Here is a 14,261-nt window from a genome sequence, read left to right as displayed (position 1 = left end):
TTTGTGTTTTTTTAATTGTTGTTGTTTCCGTTTTCTGAGTTTTTGATTGTCCACACGCTGTGAGCGAACAACAAACCGCAAAGGCTGTAATGAATAATACCTTAATCATTGAAATTTGATGTTTATAATGCCCCATCTTTTAATGGGTGCTGTAAATAGATAATAATCAGATTCAGCAATAGAAATGGTAATTCTATTGCCATGCCTTTCAAATCTCTATCCAGCAAGTGAAAACTGATGATCAATAAAATACCGGCGGCCATTAAGAAATTTCCCCAAACAAAGGTTTTCGGGAAAATAATGAGTAGTGCACTTAGCATCGTTGTAGCTCCGATAACCATCAAGCCTGTTTTACTGATGTTCCATTTGCTAAACATTGCTATCATCTCTGGTTTGCCCGAAAGCATCGCCCATCCTTGTTTAAGCCCCATAAATATGGCAACAAGTATTAATGCAGAATTAATAATTTTTAGTATCATATTGTGTTTTTAAAAGGTTTTACCTATGGCTACAGAATACAAATTGCCTTGTCCATATATTGAATTCTGTTCATCTAATTTAATAATTTTTGAATAACCCAGCTCAATAAATAGTTCTTTAAGCCCCAAAAAATTAATTGGATAAGGGACCCAGTGATTGGCAATAATAGTATCATACTCCACAATCACAAATTTTTTATCTTCCGACATATATTTCTCCAGCATATTGATCAGTGTGGCTTTATCTTTTATATAATGCAGCGAGTTTGTCATCAAAATCCCATTGATATTTGAAAAATTCAAATCAGACGTTGCAAAATCATTTTTTATAAAATCAATAGAGACATTGTTTCCCAATAATTTGGGGAAGCTTTGTAACCGGTTATCTATGGCATAAATATGGCTCCCATCAGGTAATAAGTGAGCTAAAGCATTAGTGAAAGTACCTCCTCCACAACCTAAATCTGCCCAAACCTGAGGCATATTGGAATGCGGAAATGCTTTCTCAATCAAATTGATGGCTTCTTGTAACTTCATATTTATCCGAAAATGCTTAGGTTTTTAGCAATATCTTTTCCTTCGTAAGGCGGAAAAACATCCAGTTCCAAATCCGGATTTCCAATCAGCATGGCTTTTGTATTACTCAATGCATCGAAACCTGCCTTACCATAATATTTGCCCATTCCGGCATATCCAACACCTCCAAAAGGCAGGCTGTCTATCCAGCAATGCAGGTTGGTCTGGTTAATACATCCACCGCCGAAAGAAATTGAATGTATGAAATAGTCTATGTTCTGTTGATTTTTACTAAAGAAATAAGCTGCCAGAGACTTGGGTTTGCGTTTGATGATTTCTACAATTTCTTTTAAGTCATTATATACAAGAATCGGGAATACAGGTCCGAAAATCTCCTGCTGCATTGCAGGGTCATCCCAAGTACTCGGGTATAAAATTGTCGGCTCTACATATCTTGAATTAACGTCAAATCTTCCGCCTAAAATTACTTTTTCGGGAATGATATAAGAGGCCACCCTTTCGGTATCATGCTCACTGATCATTCTTGCAAAATCAGGGCTTTGACTTGGGTCTTCACCATACATTTTTACAACAGATGCTTTCAGCTTGTCCAGAAATTCCTCAGCAATATTTTCATGAACATATACATAACCCGGGGCAATACACCATTGTCCGGAAATTGCCATATGCCCCCAAACAATACGATCAACTGCAATGTCAAGATTTGCCGTCTCATCAACCACAGTCGGGTTTTGACCTCCTAATTCCAAAATGACGGGTGTTAGATTTTCAGCCGCAGCACGCATTACGACCTTCCCTACCGCAGAGCTTCCCGTAAAAAAAATAAAATCGAAAGGCAGTCCCAATAATGCAGAGATTTCTTCTCTTCCTCCTGTCACAATATTTACTGCTTCAGGTTCAAAATATTTAGGGATAAGTTCCTGAAAAAGTGCAGCAACCGTTGGAGTTGTATTAGCTGGTTTAAGGATCACCGGATTTCCGGCCGCCAAAGCTGCAATTGCAGGATCGAGCAGTAATAAAATAGGCGCATTGAACGGTCCTATAACCAAGGTAACTCCAAAAGGTTCTTTGTAAATGACCCCTTTGTTTCCGGTTGCCTCCAACCCTTTTGGTATAGCAACATGCTCGGGAGCCATCAATTGTTTAAGATTTTCTTTATAATATTTGATATTCCCCAATGGTACTGTAATTTCAAATAACTGCTCGAAAGGCGGTTTATTGAAATCGGTCTTTAATGCCTGGCAAAATATTTCCTGGTTTTCGGTAAGCATTTTCTCTAACCTGTTGAGCTGCTCCATTCGCCATTCGTACGTTTTGGAAACATCGGTGTAGAAGAATTCTCTTTGTGCATCAAAAAGTGATTGGTATTTGTTCATAATTGTGTGTTTTATATTTCTAAATAAGTAATTGAATGACTGAATGAAGCTTTGCCACGTTATTCTTATTGTCAAAATTTAGACTAAATCAGAAAATACTTAGGCAGTAATATTTTTCTGAAGAACGTATTTATTGTACGTATGAATTACTAATTAAGCTTCTTTTATAGAAATCATTCAATACAAATAATTTTGCGCAATGAATAAAACATCAAAGACAAGCAAAATAAAAAAAAGACCGGCCTGAATTTTTTCATTTGATGATTTGATTCCGAGAAAACAAAGAGCAATATGCAGTATATTTCTTACCGGATATGTCCAGTGCAGTGATTGAAAATAAGCCTTCCCTTTTAAAAGAGAATCTCCAAAATCAATTACAAACAGAAATATCTGAAATAAAAAAAACCAATTTTTCCTGGAAAAAAAATAATCCTTATAGTTCTTGTATTCATTTACATTATCCGGAAAAATCAGAACACATAACACATAATACAATGTGGTATAGATAATTAGAAACAGATAGCTCAAAAAATTCCAATGTTGAATAGCTTCAAGCCGGTATTCCCACCACCAGAAAAGAACAATCAGAATAAAAATATAGAATACCCAGCCTAAATGTAGCCAGTAAACAGACTTGCTTTTCTTGGGATGATCTATCAATTTTACTAAATTCTTCAGTAATTGAGCTACTCCGAAGCCCAAAATCATGCTTATGATAACTCTTATATGAGAAAATGAATCCATAGTAATTTTTTAGATTTAAAATAAATATTTCAATTCAATTTACCCAATATTTTACTGATTACTAATTACTTTTTTATAGCTTCATTCATGGTTATCATCTTTACTTTAATATTTCAATAAATTTTAACAAAGGCAAACCATGTAAACAGCTGAGAGTTTTCCAACAGCATCATGAATATTAACAGCTTTGTCTGTTACTTTAATAATCCATCTCAGAATTTTAATCTCATCGCTTTAAAACCAGCCTGCCACGAATAAACTGCATGATAAATCAAAGCCAGCCGTTCCTTATTGAGCAGCCGGCTTTAATCTTATCTGGTAGTATAGCCGCCGTTGGCAAAAATAGTCTGCCCCGTGATCCACCATCCATCCGTTACCAAAAATTCAACCAGAGGGGCAATATCTTCAATTTTTGTTAATCCACCGAGTGCAGATGCTGATTTGTGATATGCTACAGCGTCATCAGTTTCCTGACCATAAAAGAATGGTGTATCCATAGGACCAGGTGCAACAGCGGTTACAGAAATCCCTCTTGATCCGAACTCTTTAGAAGCAGCCCTTGTAAAATGCTCCACAGGAGCTTTAGCACCTGCATAAGTAGAATACAGCCCTGTGTATGCAGCCAATAAAGAAGTTACTATTGTACAGATCTTCCCGTTATCATTCAATTTTTTACCGGCTTCCTGAAGGAAGAAATAAGCTGATTTTGAATTGATTCCAAACATTTTATCATATTCTTCCTCAGTAGTTTCAGTAAACGGCTTTTTTAATACCATTCCAACTGTATTGATGGCAATATCAATTCCTCCGAATTTAGTTATTGCCTCGTCGAAAAAACGGCTTACATTTTCAACTTTTGTTAAATCGCCCTGAAACAAAAATGCTTCTGCTCCTAAGCCTTGAACTTCCGCCAATGTTTTTTCGCTTTTCGTTTTTGAGCTTTCACTATTGTAATGTATAGCAAGCTTTGCTCCTTTTGAAGCAAAATCTCTGCTTAATAAGCCACCAAGGTTTTTACCGCCACCAGCGATTAAAACAACTTTTCCTTTTAAATCATGTGTTGACATCGTATAATTTTAAGATTACAATACAAAATTCAACATTCCGGATTATATCTATATGGTGAACTTTTCGGAAGATGGTAGCTTTTCAGAAATTCTTCTGTCTAAAATCACCTGGAGTGATACCTGTCCATTTTTTGAAGAATTTGGAGAAGTTTGAGGGGTCGTAGGTTAATGTTTCTGCAATTTTTGCAATGGACAACTGGGAATTGACTAGCATTTCCTTTGCCCTTTCAATGATTTTCAGATCATAGAAGTAACATGGATGATTTCCCATTTCCTGCTGCAATACGTCTGTTAAATGAGTATGTGATATAGCCAGTTCCGATGCAATCTTGTTGATTTCTAGAAATTCTGCAAGCCTTCGTTTTCAAAAGGAAAATCTGTTTTTAAAGGTCATCAGCTTCTTTACTTGGTATACATTTGATCATCAGAGACAGAAACTTAATTCTGGAAAATGGTGTTCCTAATATATGCCTTGAACAGGTATCAATGAAAATATCCATTTTACTCATTGAATTTTCAAAATTGAATATAACAGTAAGATAGTAAAAACTTTTAAAACAAAGATTACAGATCGCCCTTAGCGAACTCTATCCCTAAACGGCAAAGAGTAAATTTTACTACTGAACATCTAATTTATAAAAAGCAGAGAACCTTGTATTTGATTAAATCAAGTTGTGAATATCCTTCATATGATACGCTAACCTCAATACGGCTTCAGATATCCTCGATTTGGATACTTGTGTGCCATATATATTGGGGAAATTTGCTGTATTAAAATCAAATTAATGAATATGATAACAAATAACGAAAATAAGGTAGCCCTGGTATCTGGTGCTAATACCGGTGTAGGATTTCAGATTGCTAAAGCTCTTGCGGAAAATGGGTATATTGTCTATGTGGGTTCAAGAGATTTACAAAAAGGCCGGGCAGCTGTAGCTGAAATGGGCACGAGCGTAAAAGCGATTCAACTGGATATTACAGATAATGAGTCGATAAGAACTGCTGTAGAGACTATAGAAACTGAACATGGATATCTTACACTGCTTGTGAACAATGCAGCAATCTCTCATGCCGGAAAATCCGGACGCACCATGAAAGAAATCCTGAATTCACAACGCGCAAGTATTGTGCCTATAGATGAACTGAAAACTGTGTGGGACACGAATGTATTTGGAACCCTGGCCCTCACGCAGGCTTCTCTGCCACTATTACATAAAGCACCAGCTGCACGTATTGTGACAGTTTCCAGCGCATTGGGTTCCCTTACCATTAATGCCAATCCCGAAAACCCGTACCGTGTACATTTTGACGCGGTATATGGAGCTTCTAAAACTGCACTTAATGGAATTTTCCTGTCTCTGGCGATAGAACTGGAGAAAACCAATATCAAGGTTCATTTAGTGAGTCCTGGATTTACAGCTACAGCACTCAATAATTTTGAGGGAACTGATTCTGTCGAAGAGGGGTCTAAAGAGCCTATCAGAGTAGCACTGGCGGAAGACCTTCCGACAGGTAGTTTTACAGGTCCTGTCAATTTCAGCAGACAGGGCAGCCTTCTTCCCTGGTAATATTTAATTTCAAAACCTATGATCCTGGGTCATAGGTTTTTTATACATTTATAGTATGAAAAGTAAAGAGGATAAATTGATCCGGTTTATATCAATATCGGAAAGCCATAAGGCTTTCGGACTTCCCGCTCCACAGCATCCGCTGATCAGCCTCATCCATTTCAATAAGGATAATCCTTTCAATCCTGAGATGGCACCCGTTTATAATCTCCTGAGCTTCTACAAGATTACTTTCATCACCAGAAACAAAGGAAGGCTTAAATATGGCAGGAATTTTTACGATTATAATGAAGGCAGCATGCTGTTTCTGGCACCCAATCAGCTGGTGGGAAGCACAGATTATAACAGTGAAACCTACTGTTACCTACTATTGATTCATCCTGACTTTCTTTTGGGGCACCCCATAGCACGTAAAATAAAGCAATACAGCTATTTTTCCTACTCTTCCAATGAGGCCCTTCATGTATCTGATCCGGAGAAGGAAATTATCCTTTCCGTTTTTGAAATTATGAAACAGGAACTCAACAGCAGGATTGATGAATTCAGCCAGGAAGTGGTGATCGCACAGATCGAATTGCTGCTGAGCTACGTCAACCGGTTTTACAAACGACAGTTCATTACCAGAAAAGTAGTCAATAATGATATTCTTCAAAAAACAGAAACGATCCTTGATCATTACCTTAATGATCAACAAGCGCTGCGTTATGGACTTCCAACCGTTCAGTATCTGTCAGATCAGCTTAATATCTCACCCGGTTATTTGAGTGATGTACTGCGCTCGGTAATTGGTAAAAATACTCAGCAGTATATTCGCGAAAAGGTTGCCGAAAAAGCAAAAGAAAGGTTGATCTCCACCGAATTGACAGTAGCTGAAATAGCCTATGAATTGGGCTTTGAACATCCGCAGTCATTCAGTAAAATGTTCAGGGCTCAGACAGGTCTTTCTCCTGTAGAGTTCAGAAATTCGTTCAATTAGACTATCAGGTAAAATTTCCAACATTAAATCTCAGACGGCTCGCAAGAAAATAAATTGATGTGATTGAACTATTATTTTTGCCACTGTAATTCGAATAGAAATCGGTGCGGTTTCGTTGGATACCTTCATCAGAAGATAGAAACTTGTTCTGGAAAGTGTTCCTAATGTATCTCTTAATAGGTCTCAGTAAGGATATTCATTTTATTTATCGAATTTTCAAAATTGAATTTCAGGTTTGAATTAATACTAATTGCTTTATCTTTTGAGTATTATCCTTCTTTTATTTGGAAACTTTTGAAAATCCAATTTCATATCAACAAAGACAAAACATCACCATAAATAACACAGCCATCATCGTCTAACCTATTTTTATCTAATGGAGACCCGTTTTAGTAACATTTATTAACGGCTATACATTCAATTTCAATACTAGTATTTCGAGGTAAAGAGGAACTTAATTCTACTCCTTGAAGGAAAACGATAACGAAAATATGTACCATATATTTTATTGACCGCGTAGCGCCAGCAATATAATGAATCTATTGTGGTAAGTGTAGGTAAAATATTACGGACACAGTAAAGAGGCTATTACTGATTTTGTAATAGCCTCTTTTTTGAAAAACCAAGTTAATTTTTCATCTAGGATTAATCGATTACTCAGTTCGACATATCTTTTCAGATAGCAACCGGCTCAACTAATTTCTTCTGCATATTTTGTATATAGTAAAGCTTTAAATTCCAGCTTCTTTATCAGTAAAAATCTGAACTCCTGCTTTCTTTTCAATTAACTGAAGCGGATATAGTTCAGGATTGTATGTACCATTAAGAACTTCATTCAAAGCATGCTTTTTGGATTTACCAAATGTGACAATCAGAATATTTTCAGCTTTATTGATGATAGGTTCAGTCAAAGTAATTCTGAACATTTCCTGTGGCTTCAGATAATAGGCATCAACCCATTTTTCTTTTTCTTGTAAAATCATTTCACCCGGAAACAGAGAAGCTGTGTGGCCATCATCACCCATTCCTAAAAGGATAAAATCGAAAATACCGTCAGCTCCCAAAACATTTCTGATTTGATCTTCGTATTCTTTAGCATAATCCTCAGGCTCAATTCCGTCTTTATACATTGGGAAAATCTGAGCTTTATTTACAGGAACTTTATCCAAAAGCGCTTCCAAAGTCATTTTGAAATTACTTTTCTCATCTTCAAGAGAAACCCATCTTTCATCTACCCAAAAAAAATAGATTTTGTCCCAAATTATTTTATCTGCATATTCGGGACTAGCTAATAAGCTAAAAATGGCTTTCGGTGAAGAACCGCCACTCAACGCGACCACAAACTTATCATGCTTCTGGATCGCTTTTTTCGAAAGCTCAACAAATGTATCTGCTGCTTTTTTATATAAAACATCCAGATTATTAAATATTGTAATATTCATTTACTTTTAATTAAATTTTAAACCCACTGATGTCCCTGTCTCTCTACCAATGCATCACTGTCATCAGGTCCCCAGCTTCCTGAAGCATAATTTGGGAAAGATGGATCTTTGGTCTGCTCCCAGGTTTCCTGAATCGTTTTGATAACATCCCAAGCCTCTTCTACCTGATCCGAGCGCATAAACAGTGTAAGATCTCCCACAAGTGCTTCCAGCAAAAGTGTTTCATACGCTTCGGGAGTATCGGTCTGACAGGCAAAATTGTCAAAAATCATTTCCACAGGTTTAAGCTCTAAAGACAAGCCTGGCTTTTTAGACATAAACTGCAATCTGATGTCCATTTGTGGCTGGATATTAATAACCAATCGGTTAGCCGACAGAAGTGAAGTACTTTCTGAAAACGTAGAATTGGGAAGTGGCTTAAACTGAATCGTTATATAAGAATGCTTTTCTTTCATCTTCTTTCCGGTACGAACATAAAAAGGAACATCCTGCCATCTTTCATTATCCAGGTAAAACTTAATAGCGACAAATGTTTCCGTATTGGAATCAGGGGCAATCCCCTCTTCCTGGCGATAGCCGTTTACTTTTAGTCCATTTATTTTGCCTCGTCCGTACTGTCCCCTTACCGCATAATGATCTACTTTCTCGGGAGAAATTCTACGGATTGATTTTAAAACATCAACTTTACGATCCCTGATCTCACCAGATTCGAGTGAAGCAGGAGGCTCCATAGCAACCATGCAAAGAATTTGCAAAAGATGGTTCTGGATCATATCGCGCAAAGCTCCTGTCTGCTCATAAAAACTGGCTCTTGTTTCCACTCCTACTTCTTCGGCAACCGTAATCTGCACCGATTCTATATGTCTGTGATTCCATAGGGGCTCAAAAATTGAATTTCCGAACCTGAATGCCAAAATATTCTGAACCGTTTCTTTACCTAAATAATGATCGATACGATAAATCTGTTCTTCCTGAAAAGTTTGTGAAAGAAGATTATTCAGCTCAATGGCAGATTCTTTATTGTGACCAAAAGGTTTTTCGATAATGATTCGATCTTTCGCAGGATCAGATGCTATTGACGTATTTTTAAGATGATTTGAAATTACCGATACAAAGTTTGGTGCAATGGATAAATAGAAAAGTCTGTTCCCTCTCATTCCATACACTTTATCAAAATTTTCCAGTTTCTGATATAAATTCTGATAAGAGCTTTCTTCATCAAGTTGATGTTGAAAATAGCTGATGTGAGCCTGAAAACCAGCCCAATCTTCCTTGGTTACAGTCTTCCTGGAAAAACTTTCCAGATTTTCTTTAATATAAGCTCTGAATTTTTCATCCGTATTTTCGGCTCTTCCTAAAGCTAAAATATTAAAACCTTTTGGCATTCTGCCATCGATATATAAATTGTAAAAGGCAGGAAAAAGCTTTCTTTTTGCCAAATCTCCCGTTGCACCAAAAATGACGATCGTTGTTGGATGCAGGATTGTATTATCACTCATTTTCAGGATTTAATTATTTAGGTTTTGCCATGAAGTATGAAAGACTCCTTCTCTGTCAGTTCTTTGGTAAGTGTGTGCACCAAAATAATCACGCTGAGCCTGCAGCAGGTTTACAGGTAAAGATTCTGTGGTGTAAGCTTCGAAATACCCCAGAGCCGACTGAATTCCTAAGCTTGGAATTCCGTTTGATACAGCAAAAGCAGAAGTTTTTCTTAATGAAGAAATTTTATCTTTTACTATTTCTGAAATTTCCTGATCCAATAAAATATTAGATAAATTTTCATCTTTTGAATAGGCTAAATAGAATTTTTCCAATAAAACAGAACGGATAATGCATCCTCCTCTCCAGATTTTAACAACATCTTTTAACGGAATTTCAAACTGATATTCTTCAGAAGCTTTTACCAATAATGCCAAACCCTGAGCATAACTGATTAAAGTAGATAAATACAAAGCATCACCCACCTCTTTGATGAACAGTTCTGTATTTTCAGGAGTTTTTACTTCTCCTTTAGCATATAGTTGAGAAGCTTTTACTCGCTCATCTTTATAAGCGGATAAAATTCTTGAAGTTACTGCAATATCAATCGTTGGAATAGAAACACCAATTTCCATAGCCTCCTCGGAAGTCCATTTTCCGGTTCCCTTTGCTCCTGCTTTATCTAAAATCTTGTCGACAAGAAAACCGTCCGTTACATCATCTTTTTGCTTGAAAATATCTCTTGTAATTTCAATAAGGAAAGAATTCATTTCGCCTTCATTCCATTTTTTGAAGACTTCGTACAATTGGTCATTGTTAAGATTAGCCCCTTTTCTTAGTAAATCGTATGCTTCACTGATTAATTGCATGATGGCATATTCAATTCCGTTATGAACCATTTTAACATAATTTCCTGCAGCGCCTTTCCCCATATAAGCAGTGCAAGGTTCACCGTTTACTTTTGCTGAAATAACTTCCAGCATAGGCTTAACCAAATTGAATGCTTCCAAATCTCCACCCGGCATAATACTCGGTCCTCTTCTTGCGCCCTGCTCTCCTCCAGAAACTCCCATTCCCATAAAGTGAAGGTTTTTAGACGCTAAATCAGCTATACGTCTCTCGGTATCTTTGAAATAAGAGTTTCCTGCATCAATTACGACATCTTTTGGGCTCAAAAGCGGTGTTACGCTTTCAAGAACAGCATCAACCGGTTTTCCTGCAGGAACCATCAAAATAATTTTTCGCGGACTGTCTAAACTTAACACAAATTCCTCCAGGGAAACAGATCCAATAACCTTTGTACCTGAAGCCACTCCTTTACGAAGTTCTATTACCTTTTCTTCATCTAAATCGAATCCTGCTGCAGAAAACCCGTTATCAGCAATATTATAAAGCAGATTTCTTCCCATTACACCCAGACCAACGACCCCGTAATTATACTTTTCCATTCTTACTTAAAATTTATTTATAGATCAAATTTACTGAAATGCATGCCAGTAAAAAAATTATCTAAAATTTTCTTTCAATCGTTACATTAGTTATCATCAACTGGAAAATGTCATTAATTAACTAATACATTGATAATGATATCATTCAAAAACCTAAACTACAATATTAATTTTAGAATGATATACTTCTGATGTATTGCCAGCGTGTAATGAGACAGTTTTAGTATCTTTAAAGTATTGAAAAACATAAATCGACAAAAATGGCCGGAAGATCAAAGTCCATTCCCGTAAAAACTTTAGACAAGGAATTTGACAAAGGTATTGCTGTTGGGAAATATCCGATCGCTGATTTACAACTTTCAGAAGAAGCCGGCAATTCACATCGGCACGATTATCATTTTTTTATTTTGCAGGAAAAAGGAACATCTCATTTTGAAATTGATTTTGAGAGGTATCACATAAAGAAGCCTTCACTTATTTATATTGCCCCCAACCAGGTTCACAGAGTTTTAAAAGCAGAAAACATTGAGTTTTGTCTGTTAGCCATCAACGATGAAAACCTACAACCAGAATATCTGAAATTATTACAGGAAATCCCTCCCGCAAAACCATTATCGCTAAACTCCAAGCACTTTTCTCTCATCAGCCTGGCATTTTTGTTGTGCATCAACCTGTTTCAAGAAAAGGAAAACAAATTATATCTATCATCACTAAAAGACAGCTGCAATACTTTGATTTCTCTATTCCTGTCGCAATATTTGGAAAAATCGAAGCAAGTGGATACCATTTCCCGATTCGACCTTGTCTCCAAAGCATTCAAATTAGCATTGGAAAAAAATTTCATTAAAAATAAACGGCCTGCAGACTATGCCCAAAATTTAAACATCTCTGTTTCCTATCTTAATGAATGTGTGAAAAATACGACAGGATTTCCTGTTACTTATCACATTCAGCAACGTGTTATTCTGGAAGCCAAGCGACTGCTTTACCATTCAGATAAATCGGTCAAGGAGATTGCTGATGAATTGGGTTATGAAGATTATGCCTATTTTTCACGTCTGTTTAATAAAACAACCGGAATGACCGCCTTAACTTTCAGGAACAAAAACCACGATTAGTCCTATACCTACATCTTTCATTCCATTGCTTATCGACACCTTTCATTGTTATTTTGTCATATATTTTTAATGCAATAACATGATTTCAAAATTACCAAAATGGGCAGCTGACCTGACGGAAAAAGCCAGCTCCATAATGACAGATATGAAAGTACTGGAAACGGTTTACGTAAGTCCGAACATTAAGAAAATACGGTTCCGAGGCGATCTGTCACGAATGAACTTCCAGATAGGTTATGCCAGTGTTATCCGTGTAAGCGATACGGAGTTTAGAAATTATTCCGTAGCTTATCATAATGTGTATGAGGGCATTTTGGATATTATCTTTCACATTCATGGCAATGGTGTCGGAAGCCTGTACATCGATGCATTGAAGTCGGAAGATGAACTGCGCATCAGCATTCCCAGGGGTAAAAAAATGTATAACGGCACCATACAACGACAGTTTATTTTTGGTGACGAAACATCTTTGGGACTTGCCTGCTCAATTTTGCCGATTCTTCGAAAAAATAAACATCAATATCAGTTTTATTTTGAACTGGACGATGAGAACCATAATGTCCCGGAATTATTAGGTCTGGAAAATTATACCGTATTTTCTAAAAAGAATACATTCAGAAACCAACAATGGATCAGTGAACTGCCGGTTTTCAACACCGATGAATGGGACAATGCTAATTTTATACTGACAGGAAATGTAAAATCAGTGCAGACTTTCAGAAAAACTTTAAAAGAAAGATCAAGAGGGAACATTTCTTCGCAAGGTTATTGGCTTGAGGGAAAAAAGGGTTTATAAAAATATAATCTAAAATAAAAGTCAAACTCCCAGTAACAGGGAGTTTGACTTTTATTTTAGACAGTCTGAAATTCCACTAATTTAACTAACGCTTTCACTGGTCTTTTAAACAAAGCAATTTCGGACGTTTAAACAAAATTCTTCGTCAAAATGACATCTACCTTTGTCATAACAAAATCAAAATTTTCAAGAAATGAAAGCAAACAATTATCAAGGAGCGTTACAGAAACCGCTGGGTTCTGGCTTCACAGCAGCATCTACTTCAACAGAGGTAATCAAGGGAATCGATCTTACCGGTAAAATCGCAGTTGTAACAGGTGGCAATACAGGGATAGGGTTAGAAACAACAAAAACACTGGCATTAGCCGGGGCAACAGTCATCGTTCTTGCAAGAAACATGGAAAAAGCAAAAGCAAACCTGGAAGATATAACAAATGTTGAAATTGAGGAAGTCGATATGATGTCTCCCTCTTCTATTGACACATTTGCTGAAAAATTCATTTCATCAGGGAGACCGCTTCATTTATTAATCAACAATGCCGGTATTATGTGGGTTCCTTTGCAACGTGACGGGCGTGGAATTGAATCTCAATTGGCAACAAATTATTTAGGTCAGTTTCATCTTACAGCAAGATTATGGACCGCATTAAAACAGGCAAACGGAGCAAGGGTTGTAAATGTTTCTTCTCTGGGACATCATAATTCCGAATTTAATTTTGAAGATCCGAATTTTGAAAACAGGACTTATGAAACCCTTCAGGCTTACGGTCAATCAAAAACAGCAAGTAATCTTTTTGCTATGGAGTTAGACAATCGAGCTAAAGACTTCAATGTAAGAGCATACTCTTTACATCCCGGTTCTATCGGAGGGACAGAATTAGGAAGAAATGCTGATCCGGAACAATTCAAGAAATTAGGATTTTTGGATGAAGATGGAAATATTCGTCCGGAAGTCCTTGCTGCATTGAAAACTATTCCCCAAGGTGCTGCCACTACTGTTTTTACCGCGACCAGTCCATTATTGAATACAATAGGTGGTGTATATCTCGAAGATAACGATATTGCAGAGCTCTTACCAACAGATCCTTCTGTTCAAACCAATGCAAAACTGCATCAGAGCGGTGTACAACAATATTCGTTGGATGAAAATTCAGCAATACGCTTATGGAATCTTAGCGAAGAAATGACAGGAGTAAAATTCAACATCAATTAATCATTCAAATTTATTAAA

Annotated in this window: 14 protein-coding genes; 5 read left to right on the top strand and 9 right to left on the bottom strand. The window is 36.7% G+C overall.

Annotated elements, in window-relative coordinates; genetic code table 11:
* Positions 1 to 122 precede the first annotated feature (122 nt).
* The 6 genes from CLV73_RS02085 to CLV73_RS02060 all read right to left on the bottom strand — a co-directional run bounded on the left by CLV73_RS02085 (position 123) and on the right by CLV73_RS02060 (position 4,519).
* Positions 123 to 479, bottom strand: a complete 357-nt coding sequence (locus CLV73_RS02085) for a DoxX family protein (RefSeq protein ID WP_100375237.1) — start codon at positions 477 to 479, stop codon at positions 123 to 125.
* Between the two features lie 9 nt (positions 480 to 488).
* Positions 489 to 1,016 (bottom strand): class I SAM-dependent methyltransferase, encoded by a 528-nt coding sequence (locus CLV73_RS02080; protein WP_100375236.1) that lies wholly within the window; start codon positions 1,014 to 1,016, stop codon positions 489 to 491.
* Between the two features lie 2 nt (positions 1,017 to 1,018).
* Positions 1,019 to 2,392: an aldehyde dehydrogenase family protein gene (locus CLV73_RS02075; protein WP_100375235.1), complete on the bottom strand. Its 1,374-nt coding sequence runs from the start codon at positions 2,390 to 2,392 to the stop codon at positions 1,019 to 1,021.
* A gap of 177 nt (positions 2,393 to 2,569) precedes the next feature.
* Complete coding sequence (locus tag CLV73_RS02070; RefSeq protein WP_228424166.1) at positions 2,570 to 3,136, bottom strand: hypothetical protein; 567 nt, start codon at positions 3,134 to 3,136, stop codon at positions 2,570 to 2,572.
* 311 nt (positions 3,137 to 3,447) lie between these two features.
* Positions 3,448 to 4,203 (bottom strand): SDR family oxidoreductase, encoded by a 756-nt coding sequence (locus tag CLV73_RS02065; RefSeq protein WP_100375234.1) that lies wholly within the window; start codon positions 4,201 to 4,203, stop codon positions 3,448 to 3,450.
* An 82-nt stretch (positions 4,204 to 4,285) separates the two neighbouring features.
* The gene (locus CLV73_RS02060) at positions 4,286 to 4,519 is read right to left on the bottom strand and encodes a helix-turn-helix domain-containing protein (protein ID WP_394336975.1); all 234 of its coding nucleotides are present in this window, start codon (positions 4,517 to 4,519) and stop codon (positions 4,286 to 4,288) included.
* Between the two features lie 421 nt (positions 4,520 to 4,940).
* On the opposite strand from CLV73_RS02060, the gene CLV73_RS02055 reads away from it, so the two are divergent.
* Positions 4,941 to 5,771, top strand: coding sequence for an SDR family NAD(P)-dependent oxidoreductase (locus tag CLV73_RS02055; RefSeq protein ID WP_228424164.1), 831 nt, complete (start codon positions 4,941 to 4,943; stop codon positions 5,769 to 5,771).
* Positions 5,772 to 5,826: 55 nt separating this feature from the next.
* Positions 5,827 to 6,747 (top strand): helix-turn-helix domain-containing protein, encoded by a 921-nt coding sequence (locus CLV73_RS02050; RefSeq protein WP_100375232.1) that lies wholly within the window; start codon positions 5,827 to 5,829, stop codon positions 6,745 to 6,747.
* Between the two features lie 731 nt (positions 6,748 to 7,478).
* On the opposite strand, the gene pgl is transcribed toward CLV73_RS02050, so the two are convergent.
* Genes pgl through gndA form a run of 3 tightly spaced genes read right to left on the bottom strand, consistent with a single transcriptional unit; the run spans position 7,479 to position 11,116 of the window.
* Positions 7,479 to 8,189, bottom strand: a complete 711-nt coding sequence (gene pgl, locus CLV73_RS02045; RefSeq protein ID WP_100375231.1) for a 6-phosphogluconolactonase — start codon at positions 8,187 to 8,189, stop codon at positions 7,479 to 7,481.
* Between the two features lie 17 nt (positions 8,190 to 8,206).
* Positions 8,207 to 9,688, bottom strand: a complete 1,482-nt coding sequence (zwf, locus tag CLV73_RS02040; RefSeq protein ID WP_100375230.1) for a glucose-6-phosphate dehydrogenase — start codon at positions 9,686 to 9,688, stop codon at positions 8,207 to 8,209.
* 9 nt (positions 9,689 to 9,697) lie between these two features.
* On the bottom strand, positions 9,698 to 11,116 hold the full coding sequence (gndA, locus tag CLV73_RS02035) for an NADP-dependent phosphogluconate dehydrogenase (RefSeq protein WP_100375229.1): 1,419 nt from the start codon (positions 11,114 to 11,116) through the stop codon (positions 9,698 to 9,700).
* 260 nt (positions 11,117 to 11,376) lie between these two features.
* On the opposite strand from gndA, the gene CLV73_RS02030 reads away from it, so the two are divergent.
* The 3 genes from CLV73_RS02030 to CLV73_RS02020 all read left to right on the top strand — a co-directional run bounded on the left by CLV73_RS02030 (position 11,377) and on the right by CLV73_RS02020 (position 14,243).
* Complete coding sequence (locus CLV73_RS02030; RefSeq protein ID WP_100375228.1) at positions 11,377 to 12,234, top strand: helix-turn-helix domain-containing protein; 858 nt, start codon at positions 11,377 to 11,379, stop codon at positions 12,232 to 12,234.
* 79 nt (positions 12,235 to 12,313) lie between these two features.
* A complete protein-coding gene (locus tag CLV73_RS02025; protein WP_100375227.1) occupies positions 12,314 to 13,030 on the top strand; it encodes an FAD-binding oxidoreductase in 717 nt (238 codons plus the stop codon).
* A 193-nt stretch (positions 13,031 to 13,223) separates the two neighbouring features.
* Positions 13,224 to 14,243, top strand: coding sequence for an SDR family NAD(P)-dependent oxidoreductase (locus CLV73_RS02020; RefSeq protein WP_100375226.1), 1,020 nt, complete (start codon positions 13,224 to 13,226; stop codon positions 14,241 to 14,243).
* Positions 14,244 to 14,261 lie beyond the last annotated feature (18 nt).

The organism is Chryseobacterium geocarposphaerae (assembly GCF_002797535.1).
GTDB classification, from domain to species: domain Bacteria; phylum Bacteroidota; class Bacteroidia; order Flavobacteriales; family Weeksellaceae; genus Chryseobacterium; species Chryseobacterium geocarposphaerae.
This window is presented reverse-complemented; position numbering and strand designations above follow the sequence as displayed.

Excerpts from the sequence above, each read along its gene's own strand:
- CLV73_RS02085 (WP_100375237.1), bottom strand. The coding sequence starts at position 479 with ATGATACTAAAAATTATTAATTCTGCATTAATACTTGTTGCCATATTT.
- CLV73_RS02080 (WP_100375236.1), bottom strand. The coding sequence starts at position 1,016 with ATGAAGTTACAAGAAGCCATCAATTTGATTGAGAAAGCATTTCCGCAT.
- CLV73_RS02075 (WP_100375235.1), bottom strand. The coding sequence starts at position 2,392 with ATGAACAAATACCAATCACTTTTTGATGCACAAAGAGAATTCTTCTAC.
- CLV73_RS02070 (WP_228424166.1), bottom strand. The coding sequence starts at position 3,136 with ATGGATTCATTTTCTCATATAAGAGTTATCATAAGCATGATTTTGGGC.
- CLV73_RS02065 (WP_100375234.1), bottom strand. The coding sequence starts at position 4,203 with ATGTCAACACATGATTTAAAAGGAAAAGTTGTTTTAATCGCTGGTGGC.
- CLV73_RS02050 (WP_100375232.1), top strand. The coding sequence starts at position 5,827 with ATGAAAAGTAAAGAGGATAAATTGATCCGGTTTATATCAATATCGGAA.
- pgl (WP_100375231.1), bottom strand. The coding sequence starts at position 8,189 with ATGAATATTACAATATTTAATAATCTGGATGTTTTATATAAAAAAGCA.
- zwf (WP_100375230.1), bottom strand. The coding sequence starts at position 9,688 with ATGAGTGATAATACAATCCTGCATCCAACAACGATCGTCATTTTTGGT.
- gndA (WP_100375229.1), bottom strand. The coding sequence starts at position 11,116 with ATGGAAAAGTATAATTACGGGGTCGTTGGTCTGGGTGTAATGGGAAGA.
- CLV73_RS02030 (WP_100375228.1), top strand. The coding sequence starts at position 11,377 with ATGGCCGGAAGATCAAAGTCCATTCCCGTAAAAACTTTAGACAAGGAA.
- CLV73_RS02025 (WP_100375227.1), top strand. The coding sequence starts at position 12,314 with ATGATTTCAAAATTACCAAAATGGGCAGCTGACCTGACGGAAAAAGCC.
- CLV73_RS02020 (WP_100375226.1), top strand. The coding sequence starts at position 13,224 with ATGAAAGCAAACAATTATCAAGGAGCGTTACAGAAACCGCTGGGTTCT.